This window comes from Streptomyces misionensis, assembly GCF_900104815.1.
GTDB classification, from domain to species: Bacteria; Actinomycetota; Actinomycetes; order Streptomycetales; family Streptomycetaceae; genus Streptomyces; species Streptomyces misionensis.
Window position 1 is genome coordinate 3,607,066 of record NZ_FNTD01000004.1, and the last position, 26,388, is coordinate 3,633,453.

Genomic DNA, 26,388 nt, shown 5'->3' on the forward strand with positions numbered 1-26,388 from the left:
ACCCGCCGTCACGCCGTACGAGCCGTCCCCGTGCCCTTCTCCGCGTCCAGCGCGTACACGCAGCGGTCCTTGCTGCACGCGTACACCACCCCGTCCTTGACCACCGGGGAGCCGGTGATCTCGCCGCCGGTGGCCAGCTTCCAGCGCAGCCGGCCGTCGTCGGCCTTGAGGGTGTAGAGCAGGTGGTCGGTGGAGCCGAAGTGGATCCGGCCCTCCGCCACCGCCGGGGCGCCCACCACGTCGCCGCCCGCCTGGAAGCGCCACTTGGGGGTGCCGGTGACCGCGTCCAGGGTGTAGAGGCCCTTGCCGCTGCCGACGTGCACGTGCCCGGCGGCCACCAGGACCGGTTCGACGGAGGTACGGGCCTCGGTCGCGATGCGCCAGCGGTCGCGGCCGTCGGCGGCGTCGAGTGCGTAGACCGTGCCGAGGTAGTCGGCGAGGTAGACGCCGCCGCCGGTGACGGCCGGTCCGGGGGCGAAGGCGGGCGGGCTGAGGAAGACCGCGGGGGCCTCGAAGTGCCAGCGCACCCGGCCGCCGGCCGCCTCGACGGCGAGGACGCGGCTGCCCGCGGCGATGTAGACGTGGCCGTCGGGGGCCGGGGTCAGCCGCACCGGGACGCCGCCGCAGGAGGCCGCGTCGCCGATCGGGTACGACCAGCGCTCCTCGCCGGTACGGGCGTCCAGGGCGCGCAGCCGGGCGTCCTGCCAGACGTAGACCGTGCCGTCGTGGACGAGCGGGCCGGCCTCCGGGGACTCGAAGTCGGTCTGGCAGCCGGCGATCTCCCAGAGCTTCTGCCCGGTCGCCGCCTCCCATGCCTGGACGCCGCCGCCCCGGGTGCCGGTGACGACGGTGCCGCGGTCGGCCCTGAGCGAGTACACCCAGGCGTCCGTGGACAGCCGCCACAGATCGGTGCCGCCCCGGGCGTCCAGCGCGAACAGGGTGGGGCCGTCGGAGGCGTGCACCCGGCCGTCCGCGACCGCCATGGACCAGGCCACGTCCCGCGTCTTGAACCGGCGCCGGCCGGTGGCCACGTCGAGGGCGTGCACCTCGAAGGAGGTGACGTAGACGAGGTCGCCGTCGACGGACGGGGTGCCCCAGACGTCGTTGGACATCCGGAACCGCCAGGGGCGCCAGCCGCTCGGCTCCGGGGGGCCGGGCGGGGCGGCCGGCACGGCGGGGTCGGCGCCGGCCGGTCCGGGGCGCGGGCGGGTCCAGTTGGCGACCAGTCCGGCCTCCGGCGGGGGCGCCTTGACGGCGGCGGCGCGGGCGTCGGCGACCCGGGGGCCGGGGCCGATCGGCACCGGGGCGCCGGCCAGCCGCACCGGACCGGTGTCGGGGGCGGCGGCCGGGGCGGCGAAGGAGGCGGGGCCCTGGGCCGGCGCGACGGAGGGGGCCGGGGGGACCGGGGGGTCGTACGGGGGCGGCGGCGGAACGGTCGGGCGGACGGCGGCGCGCGGCCCGGCGCCGGTCGTCGCCGGGGCGGGCTTGGCGGCGGGGCGTCCGCCGCGGCGCGCCTCGATCAGGGCCACGGCCTTCTCGGGCAGCCAGGCGGAGGCGGTGCCGCTGTCGTCGGAACCGGAGCCGTACAGATGGGGTGCGAGCTGGGCCTGGAGATCCGCCGGGGTGGGCCGGGCGGACGCGTCCATCTGCATGCACAGCTCGATGAGCGGGCGCAGCTCGTCGGGCAGACCGGTGAGGTCCGGGCCCTCGCGCAGCAGCATGAAGACGGTCTCGACCGGGTTGGCGCCGTGGAAGGGCGGGTGGCCCGTGGCCGCGAAGACCAGCATGGAGCCGAGGGAGAAGACGTCGCTGGCGCCGGTGACGCTGCGGGAGTCCTTGGCCTGCTCGGGGGACATGTAGGCGGGGGTGCCGACGGCGACGTTCGTCATCGTCAGACGGGTGTTCGAGACGCCGGAGGCGATGCCGAAGTCGATCACCCGGGGGCCGTCCTCGACCACCAGCACGTTGGACGGCTTGAGGTCGCGGTGGACCAGCCCGGCGCCGTGGATCGACTGGAGGGCCTCGGCGACGCCCGCGGCGAGCCAGCGCACGGCCTGCGCCGGCAGCGGCCCGCAGTCGTTCACTATCTCCTCGAGGGAGGGCGCGGGGACGTACGCGGTGGCCAGCCAGGGCACCGCGGCGCGCGGATCGGCGTCGACCACGGCCGCCGTGTAGAAGCCGGAGACCGCGCGGGCCGCCTCCACCTCACGGGTGAAGCGGACCCGGAAGAGCTGGTCCTCGGCCAGCTCGGTGCGCACCGTCTTGATCGCCACCCGCCGGCCGGACGCCGAGCGCGCGAGATAGACCAGCCCCATGCCGCCGGCACCCAGCCGGCCCAGCACCTCGAACGGCCCGATCCGCCGCGGATCGTGCTGCGTCAGCTGATCCACTTGCCTGCCACCTCCCCGTACTGGCCGTGCCACCCCATTGGTACGCGACCGCAGCGCAGCGTCTCACCACCGCACCGCCACGGCGGTCGCACCCCGATTCTTCCTGGCCGGACGGCCGGTTGCGAACCCGGCGACAAATCGGGATGTCTCCTTTCCATCACGGACACTCCAGGATCATTTCCGGAGCAACCGGCTCCGCTCACCGTCGCAGCAGCGCGAACGACGCCCCTTGATTGTCGGTGACGACGGCCACCCGCCCGTACGACGTCTCGAACGGCGCCGCCTGCACCCGGCCGCCGAGCCGCCGTACGGCGGCGAGCGCGTCGTCGAGGCCGGTGACCCGGAAGTGGGTGAGGACGTGCGGGGGCATCTCGGCGGGGAAGACGTCGGTGACGTCGGCGCGGCCGAAGTCGGGCTCGGCGCCGGGGGCGAACAGGGCGTGGTGGAAGAGGCCGCCGTAGAAGGTGTTGGCGCCGGTGGTGTCGCGGGTGTACAGCTCGGCCCAGGCGAAGGTGCCCGGCTCGTGGCGGCGGCCGAAGCCGGGGTGCCGGCGGGCCTGCCAGAGCCCGAACACCGCGCCCTCGGGGTCGGCGGCGAGCGCGGCCCGGCCGAGGTCGCCCACCGGGTAGGGGGCCACGACCAGTTGCCCGCCGGCCGCGACGATCCGCCGGCCGAGGGTCTGGGCGTCCGGGGTGGCGAAGTAGACCGTCCACACGGTGGGCATCCGCCCGTCCGTCTTGCGCTCCAGCGCGGCGACCGGCTCCCCGCCGAGCCGCGCCCACACCGAGCCGCCGTGCCCCTCCTCGAAGCTCCATCCGAACAGCTCCCCGTAGAAGCGCTTGCCCGCTTCGAGGTCCGGCAGCTGGGCCTCGATCCAGCAGGGGGTGCCCTCCCGGTAGGGGGCCGGGGCGGCCGGCTGCGCGGCGGGCGGCGGCTGCCGGGGGCCGGTGCCCGCGCGCGGGATCTCCTCCGTGTCGGGCCGCGGCATCTCCTGGGTGTCGGCGAGCCGGTCCCCTTCCGCGGACTCTTCGGAAGAAGGGGCCCCTGCGGTGGGTGCCCCGGGCGACTTCCCGGTGTCCGGCTCCTGGCGTCCCGCCTCCGGTCCGGGGTGCTCCCGGCCCTTTGGTACGCCGCTGTGACCCCCGTGTGGCTCTTCGTTCGCGGATGCCCTGTTTTCGGCCATGTCGTCAAAGTAACCGGGCGGCGCGCACCGCGCAGACCAGGCACAGCGCCCCCGATACACCCGTGCACCCCATTTGCACTCGGCCGAATCGCGCTCCCAGCCCCCCTCGGTAAGCTGACGGCATGACAGGACAAGTGCGTACCGTCGACGGCCGCGTGGCCGGTCGGCGTGGGCAGGCGACCCGGCAGAAGCTGCTCGACTGCCTCAGCGAGATGCTCAGCTCCTCCCCGTACCGGGACGTCAAGGTCATCGATGTCGCTCGGAAGGCGGGCACTTCGCCCGCGACCTTCTACCAGTACTTCCCGGACGTCGAGGGCGCCGTCCTGGAGATCGCCGAGCAAATGGCGGCCGAGGGCGCCGGATTGACCGAGCTGCTCGAAGGGCGGTCCTGGGCCGGCAGGTCCGGATGGCAGACCTCGCAGGAACTCGTGGACGGCTTCCTGGACTTCTGGAAGAAGCACGACGCGATCCTGCGCGTGGTCGACCTCGGCGCCGCCGAAGGGGACAAACGGTTCTACAAGATCCGCATGAAGATCCTCAACTCGGTGAACAGCTCCCTCGCGGACTCGATCACGGAGCTCCAGACCAAGGGCCGCGTCGACAAGGACGTGAACCCCGCGGCGGTGGCCGGTTCGCTCGTCGCGATGCTCGCCGCGGTGGCCGCCCACCAGAAGGGCTTCTCCTCCTGGGGCGTGAAGCAGGCCGAACTCAAGCCCAATCTCGCCCTGTTGGTCCACCTGGGCGTGACCGGCCGCAAGCCCTCGAAATAGCCCGCTCCTCTTCCCCTCGGTAGGTACCGGTACGTTCCCTTATCTCCTGCACTGCACCAAGTCCTGTCTCGCGGGCGGTGGTTCACCTCGGGTGAGCCGCCGCCCGCCGTGCTTGCCGCAGGCGTCAGGAGGGCAGCGGACGGTCCCGTACGACGTGCTTCATCACCAGCGTGGAGGTCAGCCGCTGCACGCCCGGCAGGGTCGCGAGCCGGTCGTCGTACAGCCGCTGGAAGGCGGCGAGGTCGGCCGTGGCGACCCGCAGCAGGTAGTCCGGTTCGCCGAACAGCCGCTGGGCGTCCAGGACGTGGTCGAGTTCGCCGACGGCCCGCTCGAACTCGGCGATGGTGGCGCGGTCCTCCTGGCGCATGGACACGAAGACCAACGCCTCGAAGTTCAGCCCGAGCGCCGTCGCGTCCACCACCGCCCGGTAGCCCTGGATGGCACCGGAACGCTCCAGCTCACGCAGCCGCCGGTGGCAGGGCGAGACGCTGAGCCGCACCCGCGCGGCCAGCTCGGTCACGGTCAGCCGCCCGTCCTGTTGCAGCTCGGCAAGGATCTTCCGGTCCACGTCGTCCATGAAGAAGATTCTTGCTCGCGATGGCGGATCAAGGGCAATTTTCAGGAACACTTTCGGGCCGATCGCGCCTAATGTCCCCTTCATGGACTCGGGACTGCTCTTCTCCTTCCTCGTCGTGGACCTGCTGCTGGTGTGCGTGCCGGGCGCCGACTGGGCGTACGTCATCGCGACCGCCCTGCGCGGCGCCCGGGTGCCGCGCGCGGTGGCGGGCCTGGTCTGCGGATACGCGCTGCACACGGCCCTGGCGACGGCCGGTCTCGCGGTCCTGGTGGCGAGTTCGCCGACGCTGCTGACGGCGCTGACGGTGGCGGGCGCGGGCTATCTGCTCTGGCTGGGCTGGGGCGTGCTGCGCCGCCCGGCGACCCCGGCGGCGGGCGCGGCGGCGCCGGCCGAGGGGCGGCCCTTTCTGCGCGGGGCCACGATCAGCGGCCTGAACCCGAAGGGTCTGCTGCTCTACCTCTCCGTGCTGCCCCAGTTCCTCACCCTGCGCGGCGCCCATCTGCCCGTCCCCGCGCAGACGGCGACGCTCGGCGTGCTGCACATGGCGTGCTGCGCGGTCGTCTACCTCGCCGTGGGTGCGCTCGCCCGCGTCCTGCTCGCCGCCCGCCCGGCGGCGGCCCGCGCGGTCGCCCGCACCTCGGGGGCGGCCATGCTGGGCATCGGCGCGCTCCTCCTGGTGGAGCGGCTGGCGACCCTCTAGGGGAGAGCGCTCGGGGGCTGTGTCGCGTCTCAGGGGGACGGTGGCGCCCGGCCGGGCGGGGACGCGTGCTCCGGGCCGGCTGTGAGCGCGGCGGCACGGATGTGACGATGGGGGAATGGGAACTGATCTCCCGGCGCTGCTGAGGTCGCTGCGGGTGTGGGACGCGGGCACGACGACGCTGCCCGCCTTCGACCCCGAGACCGCCCCGCCCACCCCGCTGCCGCTGTTCACCGACTGGTTCGCGCAGGCCGTGACGGCGGGACAGCCGGAGCCGCACACCATGTCGCTGGCCACGGTGGACGAGGAGGGGCGGCCGGACGTGCGGATCGTGATGCTGCACGGCGCCGACCCGGACGGCTGGTCCTTCGCCACGCACGCCACCAGCCGCAAGGGCCGGGCGCTGGAGGCGCGCCCGTACGCCGCCCTGGCCTTCTACTGGCCGGTGCTGGGCCGGCAGGTGCGGGTGCGCGGGCCGGTGGCGCCCGCGCCGTACGAGGAGAGCCAGGCGGATCTGCACGCCCGGTCGACGGGCGCGCTGGCGGCGGCCCTGACCGGGCGGCAGAGCGAGGAGCTGGCCTCGGCGGACGAGCTGCGCGACGCCTCGGCCGCCGCGTGGACCAGGGCCCGGGAGAACCCGTCCGAGCCCGCCCCCACCTGGACCCTCTACCGTCTGCGCCCGGACACCGTCGAGTTCTTCCAGGGCGCCGCCGACCGCGCGCACATCCGCCTGGAGTACCGCAGCACGGGGTTCGGCTGGAGCAGGGCGCTGCTGTGGCCGTAGGGCCTCTCGTTTGGATCTTGCCGGGCTCGCGGGCCCTGGCACCGCGCCCTGATCCGGCCCGATCCAAACGAAAGACCCTAGGGGAACGCCCCTGCGGCCGGCCCGTTCACGCCCCGAAGCCCCACACCGTGAAGTCCGCGACCTCGCGGTAGCCGAGCCGCTGGTAGAGGGCGTTGCTGGTGGGGTTCGCCAGGTCGGTGAAGAGGAGCACCTCGGCGGCCCCGGCGGCCCGCGCGGCCCGGCTCACCTCGGCGGTGACCGCCCCGGCGTATCCGCGTCCGCGCAGCCCGGGCGGGGTGTAGACGGGGGCGACGCGCACCTGCCCGGCGATCTCCCGGGTCGCCCCGGCCATCGCGAGCGGCGTGCCGTCGGCGGCCTCCCACAGGGTGACACCGCCGTAGGAGAGGCGGCCGTCGGCCCACGCCCCCGCGTCCCGGCCCGCGCCCTCGCCGATGGCCCGCGCGAACTCCCCGTACCAGCGGATCAGCAGGTCCCGGTCCGCGGGTCCGGCGACCCTCGGGCGGCCGCGCGGCGCGGGGCTCGGCGGGGTCGGTTCCCCGAGGCGGTACAGCCGTTCGCGACGGCGCACCCGCGCGGTGACGCCGGTCCGCCGCTGCCACGCCCGGGCGAACTCCGCCGCCGAGTCCCGCTCGGCGCACGCCTCCGGGAGCCGGTGGCCGAGGCCGGCCAGTCGCTCGGCCAGCGCGTCGGCCTGCCGGGCGGTGACCGGGGTGAGGTAGAGGCCGGAGGGCGGCGTCCAAAACAGTGCCGCGACCACCGTGCCGTCCGCCGCCGTCAGGGTGCCGAAGAGGGGTGCGTCGGCGCCGTGGAAGCGCTGCCCGTGTCTGCGGAGCGTGTCGGTCACCGTCAGCGGCACGGTGTGCAACGCGGGGCGGGAGCGCAGGAATCCGCCCGCACGGGCGAGAAAGTCGTCGAGGTCGTCGGTCAGTTGCCAGGACTCGGGGTGCATGGCCCCATGCTCGGCGCAACCGGCCGACAGGAGAACCGGACAACCCCGCTCGCTCCATCCGGTCGACGGACCAGCAGGGTTGACGTCTCGTCAGAGCCCGTCGCCCGCCGACCGCTTGCACACCATCCGCATACACTGCGCGCACACCCGTGATCAATCCGCAACCAATTCCGGTCTTGACCGAGACCCATCAACCGGACGTCTGATTACGCTCCCGCTCATGACCGACTCCCGCCCCGCCCCCACACCTCCCTCCCCGGCCCCCGCCGACCGCCCGGTGTACGTCATAGGTGCCGGTCCGGGCGGTCTGGCCGCCGCGTACGCGCTGCGGGAGCACGGCGTACGGGCGGTCGTCCTGGAGAAGTCCGACCGGGTCGCCGCCTCCTGGCGGGGCCACTACGACCGGCTCCGGCTGCACACCACCCGCCGGCTGTCCGCCCTGCCCGGCCTGCGCATCCCCCGCCGGTTCGGCCGCTGGGTCGCCCGCGACGACGTGGTGCGCTACCTGGAGAAGTACGCGGAGCACCACGAACTGGAGATCGTCACCGGGGTGACCGTGCACCGGATCGAGCGCACCGGGGACGGCACCGGCTGGCTGCTGCGCGCCTCCGGCGGCCGCGAGCTGACCGGCGCCGCGGTGGTCGTCGCCACCGGCTACAACCACACCCCGCGCGTCCCCGACTGGCCGGGCCGGGAGGCGTACGAGGGGGAGTTCCTGCACGCGGGCGCCTACCGCGACGCGAAGCCGTACGCCGGGCGGGACGTGCTGGTCGTCGGCGTCGGCAACACCGGGGCCGAGATAGCCGTGGACCTGGTGGAGGGCGGCGCCGCGCGGGTGCGGCTCGCGGTGCGCACCGTGCCGCACATCGTGCGCCGCTCCACCCTGGGCTGGCCCGCGCAGTACTCGGCCGTGCTGGTACGGCGGCTGCCGGTACGCCTCGTGGACCTGCTCGCCCGGCAGCAGGCCCGGTTGCTGCCGGACCTGTCCGCGCGCGGGCTGCCCCGCCCGGACACCGGGCTGTACAGCAGGGTGCGGCAGGGCGCGATCCCGGTGCAGGACGTCGGCCTGGTGGACGCGGTGCGCCGGGGGAAGGTGGAGGTGGTGGCGGCCGTGGAGGCGTTCGAGGACGGCAAGGTGGTCCTCGCCGACGGCACCCGGATCGCGCCGGACGCGGTGATCGCGGCGACCGGGTACACACGGGGGCTCGAAGGGCTCGTGGGGCACCTGGGGGTGCTGGACGAGCGCGGGCGGCCCGTGGTGCGCGGCGGCCGGACGCCCGCGCGCGCACCGGGCCTGTACTTCACCGGGTTCACCAACCCGATCAGCGGGATGCTGCGCGAGCTGGCGCGGGACGCGGGACGGATCGCGAAGGCGGTGGCCCGGTCGCGCACCCGCTCCTGACCGCACCGCGACGCCGAGGCCGGGCGGCCGCCGGTCAGAGGGCCGGCAGCGGTGCGGGTCTCCTGCGGATGACGAGCGACATCAGCGCCGCCGCGGCGCACAGCGTGCCGGAGGCGTACCAGACGAGGTCGTAGGAGCCGAAGGCGTCGCGGGCGACACCGCCGAGGTAGGCGACGACGGCCGCGCCGACCTGGTGGGAGGCGAGCACCCAGCCGAAGACGATGGCGCTGTCCTCGCCGTACCGCTCCCGGCACAGGGCGAGGGTGGGCGGGACGGTGGCCACCCAGTCGAGGCCGTAGAAGACGATGAAGAAGATCATCGGCGGGTGCACCGAGGGGGCCAGCAGCATCGGCAGGAAGACGAGGGAGAGGCCGCGCAGGGCGTAGTAGAGCGCCAGCAGGCGGCGGGGCTCGAAGCGGTCGGTGAACCAGCCGGAGGCGATGGTGCCGACGACGTCGAACACGCCGACCACCGCGAGCAGCGAGGCCGCCGTGGTCACCGGCATGCCGTGGTCGTGCTCGGCGGGCACGAAGTGGGTCTGCACCAGGCCGTTGGTGGAGGCGCCGCAGATCGCGAAGGTGCCGGCGAGCAGCCAGAAGGTGCCGGTGCGCGCCGCGGTGTACAGGACCCCGAGGGTGCGGCGGGCGGCGCCGGTGACGGCGGGCGGCCTGGGTATGAACTCCGGGGCGCCGTACGGCTTCTGGCCGACGTCGGCGGGGTGGTCGCGCAGCAGCAGCCAGACGAGCGGGACCACCGCGAGGGCGGCGAGGGCGACCGTCACGGCGGCGGGGCGCCAGCCGTGGTGCTCGGCCATCCAGGACAGCAGCGGCAGGAAGACCAGCTGGCCGGAGGCGGACGCGGCGGTCAGGATGCCGCTGACCAGGCCGCGCCGCTCGGTGAACCAGCGGTTGGTGACCGTCGCGGCGAACGCCAGCGCCATCGACCCCGTGCCGAGCCCGACCAGCAGCCCCCAGCACAGCCACAGCTGCCAGGCGGCCGTCATCCACACGGTCAGGCCGGAGCCCAGGCTGATCACGAGCAGCGCGAGGGCGACGACCCGCCGGATGCCGAAGCGGTCCATCAGCGCGGCCGCGAAGGGCGCGGTGAGGCCGTAGAGCGCGAGGTTGAGGGAGACGGCCGCGCCGATCGTGCCGCGCGACCAGCCGAACTCCTGGTGCAGCGGGTCGATCAGCAGTCCGGGCAGGGAGCGGAAGGCGGCCGCGCCGGTGATCGTGACGAAGGTGACGGCGGCGACGAACCAGGCGCGGTGCACCCTCGGGCGGGTCCGGCGTTCCGGCTCGGGTGGGACGGGGGCGGCGGGCGCGCCGGGGGCCGCGGCCGGGTCGGCGACTGTGGCCGCGTCTCGGTTTGTCTGAGTCACGTCGTAAAGCCTCGGGTCCGGGCTCCCGCGCATCGAGTGGCCCGAAGGACAGCCTTCGCTAGGATCGGGCCATGGCCGCATCCGAGACGTTCCGCGCGCACCGGGTCGCCGTCCTCGCCCTGGACGGCCTGCTCCCCTTCGAACTGGGCATCCCGCACCGCTTCTTCGGCCGCGCCCGGGACGAGCGGGGCCGGCCCCTGTACGAGGTCTTCACCTGCTCGGTGCGGCCGCCGGGCGAGGTGGAGACGGACGCCGACTTCAGCATCCACGCGCCGTACGGCCCGGAGGCGCTGGCCCGCGCCGACACGGTGATCTTCCCCGCGTCGTACGAACTCGGCCCGCTCTACGAGGAGGGCCGGCTGACCGGGGAACTGGCCGCCGCGCTCGCCCAGATCCGGCCCGGCACCCGGCTCGCCTCCATCTGCACGGGCGTGTACGTCCTCGCCGCCGCCGGCCGCCTCGACGGCCGCCCGGCGACCACCCACTGGGCCGACGCCGACCGCTTCCAGCGGATGTTCCCGCGGGTCAAGGTGGACGCGGACGTGCTGTTCGTCGACGACGGGGACGTGCTGACCTCGGCCGGGGTGGCCGCCGGGATCGACCTGTGCCTGCACATGATCCGCCGCGACTTCGGCACCGCGGTCGCCAACGACGTGGCCCGGCGCACGGTCGTCCCCCCGTACCGCGACGGCGGCCAGGCCCAGTACATAGAGCGCCCGCTGCCCGAGCCGCAGCTCGCCACCACGGCCGCCGCGCGCGCCTGGGCGCTGCGCCGGCTGCACGAGCCGATCCAGCTGCGCGACCTGGCCGGGCAGCAGGCCATGTCGGTGCGCACCTTCACCCGTCGTTTCCGCGAGGAGGTCGGGATCAGCCCGGGGCAGTGGCTCACCCGCCAACGGGTCGAGCGGGCACGGCAGTTGCTGGAGTCCACCGACCTGTCCATGGACCAGGTGGCGCAGGAGTCGGGCTTCGGTACGGCCCAGTCGATGCGGCAGCACCTCCAGCAGGCGCTCGGGGTCACGCCGACGGCCTACCGGCGGACGTTCCGGACGCTCGCGACCCGGTAGCCGCCCACCCGAGTGCTCCGGGGCCGGAACCGGAAGCCGGAGGGGTTGTCCACAGCCTGTGGAGAAAGCGGGCGGTGCGCGTTCCCTCTCGCCTGCGACGCCCGAGCCGTTCGCCGGGACGACGGGATCGCCGACGGCACCGGTCGCGGCCTTCCGACGCGTCCCGGCCCGGCGGCGCTCCGGCCGTCCCTCGCCGCACGCGCACACCGCCGTCCGGCGAGGCACCCCGGCACCGCCTCAAGGCCGGCGCATCCGCGCGGCCGGCGGGGTCACACCGCTTCGAAGGCGAAGTCCTCGTAGCCGGTCGGCCCGCCGCCGTACGCCACCGCGGCGCTCCCGTCGCTCTGCCCGCAGCGGTCCACCTCGCACCAGATGCTCTTGCCGGCGCCCTCACGGCTCCAGCCCCAGCGGTCGGCGAGGCAGTCCACGAGGGCGAGGCCCCGGCCACCGGTGGCGTCCTGGCCGACGCAGCGCGGCACGGGGGCGCGCGAGCACGTGTCGGTGACCTCCACCCGCACGGTCGGCGAGGGGGCGGCGACGGTGCGCGCGCCCGGCAGCGACAGCCGCAGCACCGCCGGACGGCCGGTGTGCACCACGGCGTTGGTGACCAGCTCGGACACGAGCAGGACGAGGGTCTCGGCCAGCGGCTCGTCGGCCGCTATGCCCAGCCCGTCGAGCCGCGACCGGGCCCACTTCCTGGCGCGCCCCACTTCCGCGGGGTCGGGCCGGATCTCCAGCTGCACTTGAAGCACCTGCACCGCTCACACCATCCGAACCGGCGATACCACGGCCCCGCGCCATCGAACCGTCCCGGCGTCAGCCGTGACGACGATCACGAGGGCCACGATCGTAGCCATTTTCTGCATGGCCTGGACAACAGCCCGAGCAAGGGTCACGGAACGTGATTTCCTTGCAGCACAGCATGGTTGACGTACAGTCACCCCAACAAGCGCTTCGGGCATATTCCCTCGCGAAGGAGTACGCGTAGGGCATACTGTGCGACGCTCACGCCGGGGAGTCGAACAGGCGGGGGCCGCGGCCCGGTCCGCCCCGCGAGAAGCGGCGCGCACCGCGTTTCCCGGCGCCGCCCCAGGGGCACCGCCGGCACCGCCCGCGCTCGCTGCCACTCGCATCCCACACAAGGTACCGGAGCACCAGCCGACTGCGGGCCGTGACGAGCCCCCGTCCAGGACACAACCCGATATCAACGCTCTGTGATTTCGGGGCGCCACGATCCGCGACATCTTGGGCCAATGCTTTGGTCGCGTGGCCGCTCCGGGCGGGCGCCGGGCCGGTCACGGGAGCGGGGCGGCCGCGGGCGACTCCTCACTCTCCGTGCCCCCGTCGCCGTGCCGGGACCGCGCGTGGCACGGACCGTGCTTGCGTGGAGGCGGACCGGGGAGCGGTGGGACCGCCCCGCTCACATCCGGCTCAGCGACGCCGTCGCGAAGAGCACGTCCCTGATCGCCTCGCGGTCGCCCAGCTGGCCGGCGGCGGCTTCCTCGGGAGAGAGGTGGCCGGCGGCCAGGTGGCAGAACTCGACGCCGTCCAGGGCGACATGGGCGACCTCGTGGTCGGCGGAGCCCGCCGCGGCCGGGGAGTCGAGGGGGATCAGCCACTCGCCGCCCGCGGCACCCTCGATCTCCAGGCGCAGGCTGCGGCCCGGGGCGCCGGCGGGGACCAGGTGGCGGGCGCCGCCGGGCGGGGCGGACAGGCCGGCCCGGCGGCGTTCGGCGAGGGCGCCCGGCAGCAGGCGGGCGGCCAGGTCGATCATCTTGTGCAGATGGCGCGGGGCCGGGGGCCGGTACGGGTAGTCCACCGCGACCGCGATGTCCTCCGCGTGCACCCAGCAGCCGAAGGCGCGCTCCAGCATCGCGTCGTGCAACGGGAGTTCGAAGTCGCCGTAGGACACGGTGAGTCCGCCCGCGCTGCCGCCGGTGAAGGAGACCGTCCGCACGAGGCCGTGGCTCTGCTCCCGCCAGGGCTCCCGCACCGCGCGGGTCGGCGGGCAGGGGGCGGCGCGCCAGAACGCCTCCGTGCGCGCGGCCGGGCCCGCCGGGCTCGCGAGGTCCGCCAGCGGGTCCTCCAGGCCGAGCGCCGCCGCGATCAGTCCGTCCACCGACAGCAGGTGCGCGATCACCCCGGCGACGGTCGTACGACGGCCCGCCTGGGTGTCGTCCTCGAACCAGCGCAGCCGCACCGGAGCGTGCCACTCCGCGTCCCCGAAGTCCTGGAGCAGCGCGTCCAGGCGGGCGGTCTCCGCGTCGTACGGCGCCGCCCACTCCGGCACCGGGATGCGCGGCGGGCGGCGGTCCAGGCAGGAGCGCAGGACGCGGGTGCGCAGCGCCGGGTCCAGGTCGAGGGTCTCGGGCTGGTGCAGCAGACCGACGGCCTCGCGCAGCCGGCGGGCCTCGTCGGCGCAGCCGCCGCAGTCGCCCAGGTGGTGCTCCACGGCCGCGGTCTCCGCCGTCGAGCAGGCGGCCAGCGCCCACGCGCCGAGCAGCGACTTCAGCACGTCGTGCGGCAGGTCCGGCGGCGGCACCTCGCCGGGGCCGGGGCGTCCGGTGGGCGCGCACCCGCCGTCCTCGACGGCGGTGCGGGGCATCGGTATCCGCCGCTCGTGCGGCTCGCCGAGGTCCGCCCGGTAGTCCTCCGCGCCGCTCACACCGCACCGCCGTGGCCCGGAGGGGTGCCCGTGTCGTGGGCCGTGGCGAGGAGCTGGAGGCCGAGGCGGAGCCGGCGGCGGGCCTCGTCCTCGGTGACGCCGAGGTCGGCCGCCGTCTGGCGGTAGTCGCGGCGCTGGAAGTAGGCCAGTTCGAGGGCGCGGCGCAGCGGCAGGGGCATGGAGTGGACGATGTAGTCGGCGCGGGCGGCCACGGAGGCGTGGCGCACCTTGTGTTCCAGCTCCTCGTGCGCCGGCGGCTCGCCGGGGTCCCGGTCGGCCTCCTGCCGGCGTCCCTCCTCGCGGTCCCGCAGCCGCTGGACGGCGAGCCGGTGGGTGACGTCCGCGATCCAGGTGCGCAGCGGGCTCTGCCGGGGGTCGTAGGTCTCGGGGTGCTCCCAGATGTGCGCGAAGACCTCGCGGGTGACGCCGTCGGCGGCCTTGTCGTCGCCGAGGACGCGGTGGGCCAGGCTGTGCACCAGGGAGGCGAACCGGTCGTAGACCTCGCCCAGCGCGGCCGCCTCGCCCCGGGCGAGCCGCTGCTGCATCTTCCGGTCCCAGCGCGGTGGTGCGTCCTTCGTGGCCATGGGGTCCCCTCCCCTCGCCCGTCGTCCGGCCTGCCGGACCTGTGCGGCCGTCGTCCCGAATGTAGTCGGCACGATGCACGACGCATGCTTCTTTGTGCCAAAGTGCGCCCCCCGGCGCGCCGCAGGTGATAGTGCCCCCTTCACATTTCCTTCACACGCGACTCCTGCATATTTGATCAAAGTAGATCGGTAGTGACCGGAACAAGCCCCTAAGTGATCGTGTGCTGTTTACCGCATTGAGTTTCAGGGAAACGCGGCTGGGCAGCCGCGCGGAATGAAACGTAGGAACTGCTTCCGTTTCCGGGCTGTTCCGGGAGAACCGGCGAGCGGAGGGGCTGGGCCGTGGCATTCAATGTGACCGGCGTCGAAGCAGGCGAATGGGCCGTGCTCCACGTGCGCGGCGAGCTGGACCTCATGACGTCGCCGGTGCTGCGCCAACGGGTGCACGACGTGGTGGCCGACGGCCACCACAGCCTCGTCGTGGACCTCTCCGACGTCTTCTTCTGCGACTCCAGCGGGGTCGGCGTGCTGGTCGCCGCCCGCCGGCTGATCCGCTCCTGTCAGGGCCGGCTGCGGCTGATCCTGCCCGACCGGGGCGCCGAAGACGGCTCGCACGTCAACCGCGTCCTCGGCGCGCTCGGCGTGCGCCGCCTCTTCGACGTCCACCCGGACCTCGACTCCGCCACGACGGAGGAGGCGGGGCCCCTTTCCGCGTGACCCCCGAACCCGAACCCGTGTGGGCCCGTGAATCCGCTCACGCGCCGGATTTTGCGACAAGACCACACTCTTGGCGCCGAATTCCCCCGGACTTGGCATAACCATCGGTTTTCCGTCACCTTGCCGTCACCCACGTCGTACGCTCCGTGGATCACCCCCCACGCACACGTAAGGCGGCCCGAACGACATGGTCAGCACCGAGTACGAGCGCCGGATCGCAGCCCGGTTCGCCACCTTCGACCAGGACGGCAACGGCTTCATCGCCCGCGAGGACTTCAACGCGGTGGCCAAGGCGCTGCTGGCCGAGTTCGCCGTGCCCGCCCGCTCCGTGAAGGGTCAGGCGCTGTACGCCGGCGCCGAGGCGTTCTGGCAGGGCATGGCCGGGATCGCGGACCGTGACGGCGACCAGCGCATCACCCGGCAGGAGTTCGTCAGCGGCGCGGTCAAGCGGCTGCGCGACAACCCCGAGCGGTTCGCCGAGATCGCCCGTCCCTTCCTGCACGCGGCCCTGGCCGTCGCGGACGCCGACGGGGACGGCCGGGTCACGGTCGCGGAGGCCGTGCGCGTGCTGCGGGTGTGCCAGGTGCCGGAGGAGATCGCCGGTCCCGTCGCCGCCGCGCTGGACGCGGACGGGGACGGGGGGATCGGCGAGCGGGACGTCGTACCCGCGTTCGCGCGCTACTTCACCATCGCCGAGCAGTGAGCCGGGGCGGGCGGCCTTAACGCTCAGGCGAAGACGACCGTGCGCCGCCCGTTCAGCAGGATCCTGCGCTCCGCGTGCCACTTCACCGCGCGGGCCAGCGCCTGGCACTCCACGTCCCGGCCGATGGCCACCAGCTGGTCCGGGGTGACGTCGTGGCGGACGCGCTCGACCTCCTGCTCGATGATCGGCCCCTCGTCGAGGTCCGCCGTCACGTAGTGCGCGGTGGCACCGATCAGCTTGACGCCGCGGGCGTGCGCCTGGTGGTACGGCTTGGCGCCCTTGAAGCTCGGCAGGAAGGAGTGGTGGATGTTGATGATCCGGCCGCTGAGCCGCTTGCACAGGTCGTCCGAGAGGACCTGCATGTACCGGGCGAGGACCACCAGCTCGACCCGCTCGTCGCGGACGATGTCGAGCAGCTTCGTCTCGCCCTCGGCCTTGGTGTCCTTGGTGACCGGAATGTGGTGGAAGGGGATGTTGTAGGAGCCGACCAGCTCCTCGAACTCGGTGTGGTTGGAGACCACGCCGACGATCTCCACCGGCAGCGCGCCGCTGCGCGCCCGGAACAGCAGGTCGTTCAGGCAGTGCCCGAACTTGCTCACCATCAGCAGCACGCGCATCTTCGCGTCGGCCCGGTGGATCTGCCAGTCCATGTGGAAGGAGTCGCCGACCGCGGCGAAGCTCGCGCGCAGCTTGTCCACGGTGACCGGCGCCTCGGCCGTGAAGTGGACGCGCATGAAGAACAGGCCCGTGTCGTGGTCCCCGAACTGCTGGCTGTCCTCGATGTTGCAACCGGTCATGAACAGATAGCTGGACACCGCGTGCACGATGCCCTGCTTGTCCGGGCAGGACAGGGTGAGGACGTACTGGTCGGCCGGGGCGACGGGCGCGGGCTGCTCATTCATGCACCAAAGAATCCCACACCGCCCCCCGGCCGCGGGCCGACGTCCGCTAAGCGGACCTGGTCATGATCCGCAGCACTTCGAGGCTCTTCGGCGGAGCGTCCGGATCCTCGCCGTCGCTCGCCGCGAGCCGTATGTGGGCGTCCCGCGCCGCGCGCACCGCCTCCGGCCAGCCCTGGTGGTCGAGGTAGGCGGCGACCGGGGCGTCCGGGCCGACCTGGTGCATGATCCGCAGCACCCGCAGCACGGCGGTGTCGACGAGCGCCGCCTCCTGCGAGTCCCGGAAGATGGTGCCGACGTACTTCTCCGCGGACCAGTTGTCCAGCCAGGTGTCCTCCACCAGCCGGTACACGGCGTCGGTGACGTCGCCGTAGCCGTCCACGCCGGCCAGCCAGACGTCCCGCTGGAAGACGGGGTCGGAGAGCATGTGCAGTGCGGAACGCACATGTGTGCGCCAGCGCCACCACGGCATGTCGTTCAGGGGCATGCCGCCCATGGTGGAGGAGCGACGGCCGCGACGGGAAGAGTTCTCCGAACCTTGCACGGTCACCGATCGTACGTTCCTCGCGCCCGGAGTTTCAGCGGCCCCTGTAATTCACCCCGGCGTCACCTTCCGTCGACCGTGGATCACTCCCGGGTTAGCGGTGTGAGGGAATCGTGCGGGTCCATGACCGGCAGGCCCCGCACCACCAGCACGTCCCCCTCCCCCACCACCCCGTCCTCCCGCCCCGGCAGGGCCGCCGCCCTGTCCCTGGGCGCGATGGCCCTGTGCGCGTCGCTCACCGCCGGCTGCGGGGTGCTGCCCTCGGTCACGGGCGACGCCGGGGACACCGTCAAGGTCATGACCTGGGCACCGCAGGACACCGGCGCCACCAACAAGCCGGGCATGCCCGCGATGGCCCTCGCCTACGCCAGGTGGATCAACTCCCACGGCGGCCTGAACGGCCGCAAGCTGGAGGTCCTGACCTGCAACGACCACAACGACAGCGTGGCCGCCGCCAAGTGCGCCCGGCGCGCGGCGGCCGAGAACGTGGTCGCGGTCGTCGGCTCCTACAGCCAGTTCGGCGACTCCTTCCTCGCCCCGCTGGAGAGCGCCGGCATCCCCTACATCGGCGGCTACGGCGTCACCGACGACGAGTTCACCGGCCCGATGTCGTACCCGGTCAACGGCGGGCAGCCCGCCCTGCTCGCCGGTCTCGGCCGGGCGCTCGGCACGAGCTGCGGCCGGGTCGCCCTGGTCCGGCCGGACAGCATCGCCGGCGACCAGCTGCCCGCCATGCTCGACTCGGGGCTGAAGGCGGCCGGCCATCCCGAGGCGGGCGACCAGCTGGTCGCCGAGGACCTCACCGGGTACGACGACCAGTCCGGCCGGGCGCTGCGGTTCGCGAGCGGCGACACGCCGCGCAAGGGCTGTGTGGTGCCCGCGCTCGGGGACCGCACGGACACCTTCATGGACTCCTTCCGCCGGGTCCGCGAGGACTTCCCGGCGGTGCGCCTGGGCACCGTGCTGGGCAGCGTCGACCAGACGATGATCAACTCCACCGGCGGGGCGTCGGGGCCGTACGAGGGGGCGTACGTCACCGGCTGGTACCCGCCTGCCTCCGACCCGCGCTGGAAGCCGATGAAGCGGGTGATCAGCGAGGAGGCCTTCGACGACAACCGCATCGATCCCGGGGACGCCGGGGTGCAGACCACCTGGATCGCCTACACCGTGTTCAAGGCCGTCCTGGACAAGATCGGCGGCGGCGAGGTGAGCGCCGACTCCGTGCGCAAGACCCTGGACGGCGGTCTGCGGGTCTCCACCGGGGGGCTCACCCCCACCCTGAACTGGCCCTACGAGGGCAAGCTGGCCTCGGTCGGCTTCCCGCGGATGGTCAACGCCGACGTCACCCTCCAGGTGGTGCGCGGCGGCGAGCTGGTCGCGGCCGGCAAGAGCGTCGGCGGGATCGACGGCACCACGGACATGACCGGCACCCTGGAGAACGCGGACGTGCGCTGACGCACGCCCGCGTGCCCGGCCGGCTCAGAGCTGGGTCGGCTGGCGCTGGGTCAGGCCGTACTTCTGGGCGATGGCGTTCCACAGCGCCGCCGCCTTGGTCTTCTGCTGGCTGGCGGTGCCGCTCGCGCGGTTGCCGGCCTGCGCCTCGTCGGTGACCTTGGCGTGGCCCTTGTGGCAGGTCCGCTTGCCGCCGCCCTTGACCTGGTCGGCCCAGGCCGCGTAGTGGTTGTCGGCCGACGCCGACGCCTGCCAGGCCTTGGTGAGGGCGTCCGTCAGGGCGGCGTTGTCCGGCAGCTTGTCCACGCTGAGCTTGCCGAGCCGGGTGACCAGCTGGCCGCGCTGCCCGGCCGCGCCGCGCAGCGAGGAGGCGGCCTGGTCCAGGCTCGCGCACTGCTTGACGTCGGCCACCGACTTGATCACCGCGGCCCGGCTGCTGCCGCTGTCGGCGAGCAGCTTGTCCAGCTCGACCGCCTGCGCCCGCGCCGGATCGACGGCCGGCGCCGAACTCTGCGGGGCCGCGGAGGTGGCGGCGACCGTCTTGTTGTCGTCCGTGCTGTCCGAGCCGCCGCCGCTGCTGAGCAGCGCGCCCGCGCCCACGCCGACCACGACGATGCCGACGCCGACGGCCGCGATCAGCGGCACCTTCGACGGCTTGCGCCGCGGCCGCTCGTCCTGTCCGTCCTCGCGCCCGGGCCGGGCGGAGTACGCCGTCTGGGGCGAGGCGTAGGGCGGCGGGTAGGCGTCCGGCTGCTCGACCCGCGGCAGCTGCGCGGTGGCCCCGGCCGGGCCGTCCCCGCCGGCCGGGCCGTTGCGGAAGAGGTTGTCGAACTCGGCGGGCGGCTGCCGGTCCCCGCCCTGGCCCTGGCCCGGTGCCTGGCCCGGCGCCCGGCCCTGCTCCTGGTACGGCGGGATGTACTGGGTGGCCTCGGCGTCCGGCGACGGCCGCTTGTCCGTCAGGCCCAGGTAGCGGGTCTCCTCGCCGGCCGACTGGGGCGGCAGCGCGCCCCCGGTCACCGGCGGTATGTACTGCGTGGCGCCCTCGTCGGCGGGGGCCGCGGGCACCGGCGGCAGGTACTGGGTGGCGCCGTCGGCCATCGGGGGCAGGGCGCCGGGGGCCTGGTGGCCGCCCTGCGCGGCGGGCGGCAGCGGCGCCGCGGCCTGGCCGGGCGCCGGGTACTGCGGCTGCTGGGGCTGGTGCTGCTGGTGGTACGGGTCCGGGGCGCCGTACCCCGGCTGCCCGCCGCCGTACGACGGGGCCGGCGCGCCCTCCGGGGGCAGCGGTCCGGCGCCGGCCGGGGGCTGCTGCGCCGGGGCGCCGTGGTCGGTCCACTGCTGGGCGGCCGCCGGGGGCCAGCCCTGGCCCGGCTGTCCCGCCTGGGGCGCCTGCTGCCCGGGCCCCCAGGATCCGCCCCAGGCCTGGCCGCCGGCGGGCGTGGCGTGCGTGCCCGGAAGCAGGGGCTCTCCTCCGTCGGAGGGCAGCACGATGCCTTCGTGCGCGGGCTGCGCCGAGAGCTCCTCGCCCTGTCCACTCTGCGTCACCGGGACTCCTACCAATGGGGGACCTTGTGAATCGTCGGCTCACGCTACCGGGTCCCCGGAGCCGGGTGCCACGCCGCTCAGTCCGCTTCCTCCCCTTCTGCCACGGCAGTAACGGAACCGTCCCGCGCGACGCTGTATATGACCCCGGTCGTACTCCCGGGTGGCGTTCGCCACACGTTCACCCGGGCGCGGGGCCGGTGTTCACGCGGCCTGCTGGAGTTCGAGGCGCGCCCCGAACTCCCTCACCACCGCCTCGTCCCGGAAGGGTTCGAGCCGCTGCTGGAGGTCGTCCAGGTACTCCGCGCCCCGGTTGGAGCGCAGCGTCTCCAGCAGTTCCACCGCCTTCATGCCGGTGGCGCAGGCCTGTTCGACCTCCCGCTGCTGCACCTGGGCGGTGGCGAGCAGCACATAGCCGATCGCGCGCCTGCGGGCCCGGGACTCGGGGTGTCCGGCCAGCGACTGCTCGGCACAGCGCGCGGCCTGCTCGGCCTGCCCGAGATCGCGGTGGCAGTGCGCCAACTCGTCGGCCAGGTAGGCCTCGTCGAAGTGCCGGATCCACACCGGGTCGTCCCCGGAGCCGGCGTCGCACCGCTCCATCGACGCGATGGCCCGCCCGGTGGCGGCGTCCGCGGCGCGCGCGTCACCGAGCAGGGCGTGCCCGCGGGCCTCGGCCGCGTGGAACATCGCCTCCACGCGCGGCGTCACCTGCCCGCGCGCCCCCTCCTGCGCGGCCCGCGCCAACTGGGCGATCTCCCGCGGGTTGCCGAGCTGCGCGGCGAGGTGGCTCATGGACGCGGCGAGCACGTAACCGCCGTACCCGCGGTCCCCGGCGGCCTGCGCGAGCCGCAGCGACTGGATGTAGTACCGCTGGGCCAGGCCGGGTTGACCGGTGTCCACGGCCATGTATCCGGCCAGCTCGGTCAACCGGGCGACGGCGGCGAAGAGTTCGCGTCCGGTCGACTCCCGGTAGGAGCCGGCGAGCAGTCCGGAGACCACGCTGTTGAGGTAGTGCACCAGGACCGGGCGCACATGTCCGCTGCCGAACTGGTGGTCCAGGTCGGTCAGCGCCTGTGTCATGGACCGCACGGCGGCCACGTCGGCCTGGCCCACGCGCGGGCCCGCCTGCCGGGCCACCTGGGCGTCCGGCGCGGAGATCAGCCAGTCGCGGCTGGGCTCGACCAACGCGGAGGCGGCGACGGAGGACCCGGAGAGGAAGTCCCGGCGTCCCACGTCGCTGCGCCACAGCTCGCAGACCTGCTCGATGGCGCCCAGCACCGTCGGCGAGAACTGGAGGCCGACCCCCGAGGCGAGGTTCTTGCCGTTGGCCATGCCGATCTCGTCGATCGTGACCGTGCGGCCGAGCTTGCGGCCGAGTGCCTCCGCGATGATCGCCGGGGCGCGGCCCCGGGGCTGCTGGCCGCGCAGCCAGCGGGCGACGGACGTCTTGTCGTAGCGCAGGTCGAGGCCGTGCTCGGCGCCGCACATGTTGACCCGCCGGGCCAGCCCGGCGTTGGAGCACCCCGCTTCCTGGATGAGTGCCTGCAACCGTTCGTTCGGCTGCCTCGCCACGAGAGGCCTTGCGGCCATGTGCTACCCCCTGCGAACCCCTGGAGCGTGACCATTTCGGAAAGATCACTGCCCAGCTGACATACCGTCAATGCGTGACATGTGCGGTTTGCCGGGTACCGGCTGATGCCAACCCCACCCCTGGCTACCCAACTCACGCCCTGCCCCCTACCACGCGCCCCCGCGGATGCACCCATGCGCCCGGCCGGGGAAGCGGTGCTCCTCCCCCGCCGGGGCAGGGGCCGTAACTCCAGGTGGACGCGGGAGTTGAGTGGAGCGTGGAAGAGACGATCGCGGCCGCCGAAGACAGTCAGATTGCCGGGCAGATTCCGCAGCAGCGCGGGGAATCACCGCAGGAAGCCGCCGTGCGGTACGCGGAGGAGCGGCACTGGGACGTGTTCCCGGGCACCTGGCTGGAGCCCGTCGCCGGCATGCCGCGGTGCTCGTGCGGCGACGCCTCCTGCCCTGCGCCGGGTGCGCACCCCGCGCGCCCCGACTGGGCGACCCAGGCGACCGGCAGCGCGACCGTCGTGCGCCGGCTGTGGCAGAAGCAGCCGACGGCCTCCGTGCTGCTGCCGACGGGCCGCACCTTCGACGCGCTGTCCGTGCCGGAGAGCGCGGGCTTCCTGGCGCTGGCCCGGATGGAGCGGATGGCGCTCACGCTGGGTCCGGTCGCCCTCTCCCCCGACCGGCGGATGCAGTTCTTCGTACTGCCGGGCGGCTCGCTGAAGGTGCCGGAACTGGTGCGCAAGCTGGGGTGGGCGCCGGCGTCGCTGGACCTGGTGACGCTGGGCGAGGGAGCGTACCTGGCCGCGCCGCCGACGCGGGTCGGGGCGCGAGGCGCGGTGCAGTGGGCGCGGCGGCCGACCCCGGCCAACCGGTGGCTGCCGGACGCGGAGGAGCTGATCTCGGCGCTGGCGTACGCCTGCGGCCGGGACCGCTGACCCACGGCCCGCACGCGTCTTCCACCGGGCCGCTCCCCCGGCCCGCGGGCGTGCCTAACCTTCAGGCATGACCAATGCGGCGGTTTGCATACGGGGGCTCTGGAAGCGGTTCGGGCAGCAGGTGGCTGTCGGGGGGATCGATCTGGAGCTGCCGGCGGGGAAGTTCATCGGGCTGGTCGGGCCGAACGGGGCCGGCAAGACCACGACGCTGTCCATGGTGACCGGGCTGCTGCGGCCCGACGAGGGCACCGTGGAGGTCGTCGGGCACGACGTGTGGCGCGACCCGGTGGCGGTGAAGGCGCGGATCGGGGTGCTGCCCGAGGGGCTGCGGCTGTTCGAGCGGCTGTCGGGGCGCGAACTGCTCGGCTACACCGGCAGGTTGCGCGGGCTCCCGGGCGCCGAGGTGGACAAGCGGGCCACCCAGCTGCTGGACGTGCTCGACCTGGCCGGCTCCCAGCACAAGCTGGTGGTCGACTACTCGACCGGCATGCGCAAGAAGATCGGCCTCGCGGCGGCCCTGCTGCACAATCCCGAAGTGCTGTTCCTGGACGAGCCGTTCGAGGGCGTCGACCCGGTGTCCGCGCAGACCATCCGGGGCGTCCTGGAGCGGTACACGGCCTCCGGTGCCACCGTCGTCTTCTCCTCCCACGTGATGGAGCTGGTCGAGTCGCTGTGCGACTGGGTCGCGGTCATGGCGGCCGGCCGCATCCGCGCCACCGGCCCGCTCGCCGAGGTGCGCGGCGCGCACCCCCGGCTCCAGGACGCGTTCCTGGAGCTGGTCGGGGCGAACGGCCGGGACGCCGGGTCCGAGCTGGACTGGCTGGGCGGCGGGGCGGGCCGATGACCGACCTCACCACCACCGTCGTACGCCTCAAGCTGTCCCTGCTGCGGGGCGGGCTGCGGCAGTCGAAGGGCCGGCGCGACGCGTTCATCACCTCCACCGTCTTCGCGCTGCTGTTCGCCCTGGCGCAGCTGCTGGGCATGATCGTGCTGCGCGGCCAGCCGCACGGGTACACGGTCTCCGTGGTCGGCACCGGGGTGCTGGCGCTGGGCTGGGCGTTCCTGCCGCTGTTCTTCCCGACCGGCGACGAGACGCTGGACCCGACGCGGCTGGTGATGCTGCCGCTGCGGCCCGGTCCGCTGGTGCGCTCGCTGCTCGTGGCCTCCCTGGTCGGCATCGGCCCGCTGGTCAGCGTGCTGCTGCTGGCCGGGTGCGTGCTGGTGCCGGCGCGGGGCGCGGCGGGGTGGGCCGTCGCGGTCCTCGCCCTCGTCCTCGCGCTGCTGGTGTGCGTGGCGCTGGCCCGGACCGTGGCCGTCGCCAACGTGCGGCTGCTCACCAGCAGGAGGGGCCGCGATCTGGCCGTGCTCAGCGGCCTGGTGATCGCCATCGGCACCCAGCTGGTCAACTTCGGTGCCCGCAGCCTCGGTTCGGGCGGTCTGGGGCGGCTGCGGCCGGTCGCGGACGTGCTGTCCTGGGTGCCGCCCGCGTCGGCGGTGGCGGCGGTGCGCACGGCGAGCGAGGGGTCGTACGGCGTCGCGGCCGCCCAACTGGCGGTCACGGCGGCCGGGTTGGTGGTGCTGGTCGCGGTGTGGGCGCGGAGCCTGACCAAGCTGATGACCGCGCCGGACGGTTCCACGCTCCAGGCCGCCGACGACGCCCGCGCCGCACGGCACCGCGGCCGGGGGCTCGCGCGGCTGCTGCCCGGCGGGCGCACCGGCGCGGTCATGGAGCGCACCCTGCGCTACATCTGGCGCGATCCGAAGACCAAGGCCGCCTGGGTGACCTCGCTGGCGGTCGGGCTGCTCCTCCCGGTCTTCTACGCGATCCAGCACACCGGCTCGGTCTACTTCGCGTGCTTCGCCGCCGGGATGCTGGGCCTCCAGATGAACAACCAGTTCGGGCAGGACACCTCGGCCTTCTGGATGGTCGCCCAGACCATCCGCTCGCCCCGGGACGCGTACGAGGAGCTGCGCGGCCGGGCCCTCGCCCTGCTGCTGATCACGCTGCCGCACGCCACCCTCGTCACCGTGCTGACCGTCGCCCTGATGGACGCCTGGGCCATGCTGCCGCGGGTGCTGGGGCTGTCCCTCGCGCTGCTCGGGGCGATGCTGGCGACCGGGGCGTACGCCTCGGCGCGGTTCCCGTACTCCATCCCGCAGGAGGGCCACCGCAACGTCGCCCCCGGGCAGGCGGGCATCGCCTGGATCGCGATCTTCGGCGGCATGGCCTGCTCCGCCGTGCTCTGCTCCCCCGTCATCGCGCTCGTGCTGTGGCTGGGCGGCGGCGGGCTGTCCTGGCTGCTGCTGCCGGCCGGCGCGGTGTACGGCGCCGGGCTCGCCCTGCTCGGGCTGCGGCTGGCCGCCCCGCGCACCGCGGCCCGGCTGCCGGAGATCCTGACCGCGGTCGGCAAGGGGTGATCAGCCGCCGGCCGCCCGGTCGCCCGTGATCCGGTCCAGGAAGGGCTCGACCGCCGAGTGCCATGCCTCCGGGTGGGCGTAGTGGGCGTAGTGGCCCGCGTCGGGTATCTCGGCGTACGCGCCCTGGGGCAGCACGCGGACCATCTCCTGGGCCTCGGCCCGGCCCAGCTCGCCGTCGAGCCCGCGCAGGATCAGCGCGGGGCAGTGGACCAGGGCCAGGTCGTCCCAGTGGGCGTCGTACACCCAGGTCTCCCGGGAGCGGAGCATCTGCTCGGGTTCGAAGACCGGCCGCCAGCCGTCCTCGCCCTCCCGCATCACCTCGGCGTAGAACGCCCCGCGGGCCGGGTCGGGGCGCTCCACCCGGGGGTCGTCCTCGCCGAACCACCGGCGGACGTCGGCCAGGGTGGCGAAGGGGACGGGCCAGGACCGCAGCCACTGCGCCCACTCGCGCTGCGAGGCCGCACCGAGCGCGGCGGCCCGCATGTCACAGCTGACCAGGCCGCGCACCAGCTCGGGGCGTTCGGCGGCCAGCTGCCAGGCGGTCAGGGCGCCCATGCCGTGCCCGACGACGAGGGTGGGGCCGAGGCCGAGCTGCTCGATGGCGGCCGCCGCGTCCTCCACGTGGGCGGCCCGGCTGTGGGCGGCGGCCTGCGGGGGCTTCTCGCTGTGGCCGTGGCCGCGCTGGTCGAGGGCCACGGTGCGGTACCGCCCGGCGAGCCGGCGGGCGGCGGCGGCCCAGTGGGAGGCGCGGCCGGTGAGTCCGTGCAGGAAGAGCACGCCGGGAGCCGCCCGCAGGGGTTCGGTCTCCTTGGGCGGGTCGGCGTACTCCCACGCCGCCAGGCGCACGCCGCCCGCTCCCGTCACATCGATACGCCGTGCCATGGGCCTGGCACCCCCAGCTTCGCCCGCGGTGTCCGATTCCCCCGTGTGATCACGCAGACTATCGAATAAGTATTCGAAAATGCTGCCCCTGCGGACAACACCCCTCCTTCGAGTGACATGCCGTGAGGCATGATCGCCGCCACCGAGGGGATCTTTCAGGCGGGAGGCGGACCGCTCGGGGAAAAACGGTCCGAGGGGGACTGACCCTGAGAGCTCGGGGCTCCGGGTCAGCAATGGGGAGGACAGGCCCC

Annotated in this window: 24 protein-coding genes; 11 read left to right on the forward strand and 13 right to left on the reverse strand. The window is 74.0% G+C overall.

The window, feature by feature from the left end; genetic code table 11:
• Window positions 1-8: 8 nt before the first annotated feature.
• Together afsK and kbpA are read right to left on the reverse strand one after the other, a co-directional pair.
• On the reverse strand, window positions 9-2,390 hold the full coding sequence (gene afsK, locus BLW85_RS17920; RefSeq protein WP_074992585.1) for a protein serine/threonine kinase AfsK: 2,382 nt from the start codon (window positions 2,388-2,390) through the stop codon (window positions 9-11).
• A gap of 199 nt (window positions 2,391-2,589) precedes the next feature.
• On the reverse strand, window positions 2,590-3,378 hold the full coding sequence (gene kbpA, locus BLW85_RS17925; protein WP_167381414.1) for an AfsK-binding protein KbpA: 789 nt from the start codon (window positions 3,376-3,378) through the stop codon (window positions 2,590-2,592).
• 329 nt (window positions 3,379-3,707) lie between these two features.
• On the opposite strand from kbpA, the gene BLW85_RS17930 reads away from it, so the two are divergent.
• On the forward strand, window positions 3,708-4,343 hold the full coding sequence (locus BLW85_RS17930; RefSeq protein ID WP_070023865.1) for a TetR family transcriptional regulator: 636 nt from the start codon (window positions 3,708-3,710) through the stop codon (window positions 4,341-4,343).
• 124 nt (window positions 4,344-4,467) lie between these two features.
• Here the strand turns inward: BLW85_RS17930 and BLW85_RS17935 are convergent, their stop codons facing one another.
• A complete protein-coding gene (locus BLW85_RS17935; RefSeq protein ID WP_070023867.1) occupies window positions 4,468-4,920 on the reverse strand; it encodes an Lrp/AsnC family transcriptional regulator in 453 nt (150 codons plus the stop codon).
• An 82-nt stretch (window positions 4,921-5,002) separates the two neighbouring features.
• Between BLW85_RS17935 and BLW85_RS17940 the strand changes: the two genes are divergently transcribed.
• Window positions 5,003-5,620, forward strand: coding sequence for a LysE family translocator (locus BLW85_RS17940; RefSeq protein WP_070023870.1), 618 nt, complete (start codon window positions 5,003-5,005; stop codon window positions 5,618-5,620).
• A 115-nt stretch (window positions 5,621-5,735) separates the two neighbouring features.
• A complete protein-coding gene (locus BLW85_RS17945) occupies window positions 5,736-6,401 on the forward strand; it encodes a pyridoxine/pyridoxamine 5'-phosphate oxidase (RefSeq protein ID WP_074992586.1) in 666 nt (221 codons plus the stop codon).
• Between the two features lie 106 nt (window positions 6,402-6,507).
• On the opposite strand, the gene BLW85_RS17950 is transcribed toward BLW85_RS17945, so the two are convergent.
• Window positions 6,508-7,371, reverse strand: a complete 864-nt coding sequence (locus BLW85_RS17950) for a GNAT family N-acetyltransferase (RefSeq protein WP_074992587.1) — start codon at window positions 7,369-7,371, stop codon at window positions 6,508-6,510.
• A gap of 220 nt (window positions 7,372-7,591) precedes the next feature.
• Between BLW85_RS17950 and BLW85_RS17955 the strand changes: the two genes are divergently transcribed.
• Window positions 7,592-8,773 carry a flavin-containing monooxygenase gene (locus BLW85_RS17955; RefSeq protein WP_070023874.1) on the forward strand — a complete coding sequence of 394 codons (1,182 nt, stop codon included), beginning with the start codon at window positions 7,592-7,594 and terminating at the stop codon, window positions 8,771-8,773.
• 34 nt (window positions 8,774-8,807) lie between these two features.
• Here BLW85_RS17955 and BLW85_RS17960 read toward each other — a convergent pair whose 3' ends face one another.
• The gene (locus tag BLW85_RS17960; protein WP_425275337.1) at window positions 8,808-10,187 is read right to left on the reverse strand and encodes an MFS transporter; all 1,380 of its coding nucleotides are present in this window, start codon (window positions 10,185-10,187) and stop codon (window positions 8,808-8,810) included.
• Between the two features lie 38 nt (window positions 10,188-10,225).
• Here BLW85_RS17960 and BLW85_RS17965 point away from each other — a divergent pair, with 38 nt between their 5' ends.
• The gene (locus tag BLW85_RS17965; protein ID WP_070023878.1) at window positions 10,226-11,221 is read left to right on the forward strand and encodes a GlxA family transcriptional regulator; all 996 of its coding nucleotides are present in this window, start codon (window positions 10,226-10,228) and stop codon (window positions 11,219-11,221) included.
• A 269-nt stretch (window positions 11,222-11,490) separates the two neighbouring features.
• Here BLW85_RS17965 and BLW85_RS17970 read toward each other — a convergent pair whose 3' ends face one another.
• The 3 genes from BLW85_RS17970 to BLW85_RS17985 all read right to left on the reverse strand — a co-directional run bounded on the left by BLW85_RS17970 (window position 11,491) and on the right by BLW85_RS17985 (window position 14,470).
• Window positions 11,491-11,964, reverse strand: coding sequence for an ATP-binding protein (locus BLW85_RS17970; protein ID WP_070023881.1), 474 nt, complete (start codon window positions 11,962-11,964; stop codon window positions 11,491-11,493).
• A 677-nt stretch (window positions 11,965-12,641) separates the two neighbouring features.
• Window positions 12,642-13,826, reverse strand: coding sequence for a maleylpyruvate isomerase mycothiol-dependent enzyme family protein (locus BLW85_RS17980; protein ID WP_074996114.1), 1,185 nt, complete (start codon window positions 13,824-13,826; stop codon window positions 12,642-12,644).
• A 56-nt stretch (window positions 13,827-13,882) separates the two neighbouring features.
• Complete coding sequence (locus BLW85_RS17985; protein WP_070023882.1) at window positions 13,883-14,470, reverse strand: sigma-70 family RNA polymerase sigma factor; 588 nt, start codon at window positions 14,468-14,470, stop codon at window positions 13,883-13,885.
• A gap of 342 nt (window positions 14,471-14,812) precedes the next feature.
• Here BLW85_RS17985 and BLW85_RS17990 point away from each other — a divergent pair, with 342 nt between their 5' ends.
• Entirely contained in the window at window positions 14,813-15,187 is a 375-nt protein-coding gene (locus BLW85_RS17990) for an STAS domain-containing protein (protein WP_074992589.1), read from the forward strand.
• Between the two features lie 187 nt (window positions 15,188-15,374).
• A complete protein-coding gene (locus tag BLW85_RS17995; RefSeq protein ID WP_074992590.1) occupies window positions 15,375-15,890 on the forward strand; it encodes an EF-hand domain-containing protein in 516 nt (171 codons plus the stop codon).
• A gap of 23 nt (window positions 15,891-15,913) precedes the next feature.
• Here the strand turns inward: BLW85_RS17995 and purU are convergent, their stop codons facing one another.
• Both purU and BLW85_RS18005 read right to left on the reverse strand, forming a co-directional pair.
• Window positions 15,914-16,792 carry a formyltetrahydrofolate deformylase gene (gene purU, locus BLW85_RS18000; RefSeq protein ID WP_074992591.1) on the reverse strand — a complete coding sequence of 293 codons (879 nt, stop codon included), beginning with the start codon at window positions 16,790-16,792 and terminating at the stop codon, window positions 15,914-15,916.
• Between the two features lie 46 nt (window positions 16,793-16,838).
• Entirely contained in the window at window positions 16,839-17,339 is a 501-nt protein-coding gene (locus BLW85_RS18005) for an SCO4402 family protein (RefSeq protein WP_071828476.1), read from the reverse strand.
• A gap of 117 nt (window positions 17,340-17,456) precedes the next feature.
• Here BLW85_RS18005 and BLW85_RS18010 point away from each other — a divergent pair, with 117 nt between their 5' ends.
• Window positions 17,457-18,788, forward strand: coding sequence for an ABC transporter substrate-binding protein (locus BLW85_RS18010; protein WP_167381415.1), 1,332 nt, complete (start codon window positions 17,457-17,459; stop codon window positions 18,786-18,788).
• A 24-nt stretch (window positions 18,789-18,812) separates the two neighbouring features.
• On the opposite strand, the gene BLW85_RS18015 is transcribed toward BLW85_RS18010, so the two are convergent.
• On the reverse strand, window positions 18,813-20,327 hold the full coding sequence (locus BLW85_RS18015; protein ID WP_074992592.1) for a hypothetical protein: 1,515 nt from the start codon (window positions 20,325-20,327) through the stop codon (window positions 18,813-18,815).
• Window positions 20,328-20,528: 201 nt separating this feature from the next.
• Window positions 20,529-21,914 (reverse strand): NsdA family TPR-like regulatory protein, encoded by a 1,386-nt coding sequence (locus BLW85_RS18020; RefSeq protein WP_070023893.1) that lies wholly within the window; start codon window positions 21,912-21,914, stop codon window positions 20,529-20,531.
• A gap of 257 nt (window positions 21,915-22,171) precedes the next feature.
• Here BLW85_RS18020 and BLW85_RS18025 point away from each other — a divergent pair, with 257 nt between their 5' ends.
• The 3 genes from BLW85_RS18025 (at window position 22,172) to BLW85_RS18035 (ending at window position 25,255) form a co-directional block, all read left to right on the forward strand.
• Entirely contained in the window at window positions 22,172-22,837 is a 666-nt protein-coding gene (locus BLW85_RS18025; protein WP_070023895.1) for a bifunctional DNA primase/polymerase, read from the forward strand.
• 67 nt (window positions 22,838-22,904) lie between these two features.
• A complete protein-coding gene (locus BLW85_RS18030; protein ID WP_070023897.1) occupies window positions 22,905-23,681 on the forward strand; it encodes an ABC transporter ATP-binding protein in 777 nt (258 codons plus the stop codon).
• Complete coding sequence (locus BLW85_RS18035; protein WP_074992593.1) at window positions 23,678-25,255, forward strand: transporter; 1,578 nt, start codon at window positions 23,678-23,680, stop codon at window positions 25,253-25,255. Before BLW85_RS18030 ends, BLW85_RS18035 begins: the two co-directional genes overlap by 4 nt.
• On the opposite strand, the gene BLW85_RS18040 is transcribed toward BLW85_RS18035, so the two are convergent.
• Window positions 25,256-26,137, reverse strand: coding sequence for an alpha/beta fold hydrolase (locus BLW85_RS18040; RefSeq protein ID WP_074992594.1), 882 nt, complete (start codon window positions 26,135-26,137; stop codon window positions 25,256-25,258). It abuts the gene before it with no gap.
• Between the last annotated feature and the right edge of the window lie 251 nt (window positions 26,138-26,388).

What these genes read in the sequence shown, in the direction of transcription:
- BLW85_RS18040 (WP_074992594.1), bottom strand. Translation starts at nt 26,137, where the DNA reads ATGGCACGGCGTATCGATGTGACGGGAGCGGGCGGCGTGCGCCTGGCG.
- BLW85_RS17995 (WP_074992590.1), top strand. Translation starts at nt 15,375, where the DNA reads ATGGTCAGCACCGAGTACGAGCGCCGGATCGCAGCCCGGTTCGCCACC.
- BLW85_RS18010 (WP_167381415.1), top strand. Translation starts at nt 17,457, where the DNA reads ATGACCGGCAGGCCCCGCACCACCAGCACGTCCCCCTCCCCCACCACC.
- BLW85_RS18030 (WP_070023897.1), top strand. Translation starts at nt 22,905, where the DNA reads ATGACCAATGCGGCGGTTTGCATACGGGGGCTCTGGAAGCGGTTCGGG.
- BLW85_RS17960 (WP_425275337.1), bottom strand. Translation starts at nt 10,187, where the DNA reads ATGCGCGGGAGCCCGGACCCGAGGCTTTACGACGTGACTCAGACAAAC.
- BLW85_RS18020 (WP_070023893.1), bottom strand. Translation starts at nt 21,914, where the DNA reads ATGGCCGCAAGGCCTCTCGTGGCGAGGCAGCCGAACGAACGGTTGCAG.
- BLW85_RS17980 (WP_074996114.1), bottom strand. Translation starts at nt 13,826, where the DNA reads ATGCCCCGCACCGCCGTCGAGGACGGCGGGTGCGCGCCCACCGGACGC.
- BLW85_RS17940 (WP_070023870.1), top strand. Translation starts at nt 5,003, where the DNA reads ATGGACTCGGGACTGCTCTTCTCCTTCCTCGTCGTGGACCTGCTGCTG.
- purU (WP_074992591.1), bottom strand. Translation starts at nt 16,792, where the DNA reads ATGAATGAGCAGCCCGCGCCCGTCGCCCCGGCCGACCAGTACGTCCTC.
- BLW85_RS17950 (WP_074992587.1), bottom strand. Translation starts at nt 7,371, where the DNA reads ATGCACCCCGAGTCCTGGCAACTGACCGACGACCTCGACGACTTTCTC.
- BLW85_RS18035 (WP_074992593.1), top strand. Translation starts at nt 23,678, where the DNA reads ATGACCGACCTCACCACCACCGTCGTACGCCTCAAGCTGTCCCTGCTG.
- BLW85_RS17935 (WP_070023867.1), bottom strand. Translation starts at nt 4,920, where the DNA reads ATGGACGACGTGGACCGGAAGATCCTTGCCGAGCTGCAACAGGACGGG.
- BLW85_RS17965 (WP_070023878.1), top strand. Translation starts at nt 10,226, where the DNA reads ATGGCCGCATCCGAGACGTTCCGCGCGCACCGGGTCGCCGTCCTCGCC.
- BLW85_RS17985 (WP_070023882.1), bottom strand. Translation starts at nt 14,470, where the DNA reads ATGGCCACGAAGGACGCACCACCGCGCTGGGACCGGAAGATGCAGCAG.
- BLW85_RS17945 (WP_074992586.1), top strand. Translation starts at nt 5,736, where the DNA reads ATGGGAACTGATCTCCCGGCGCTGCTGAGGTCGCTGCGGGTGTGGGAC.
- kbpA (WP_167381414.1), bottom strand. Translation starts at nt 3,378, where the DNA reads ATGCCGCGGCCCGACACGGAGGAGATCCCGCGCGCGGGCACCGGCCCC.
- BLW85_RS17955 (WP_070023874.1), top strand. Translation starts at nt 7,592, where the DNA reads ATGACCGACTCCCGCCCCGCCCCCACACCTCCCTCCCCGGCCCCCGCC.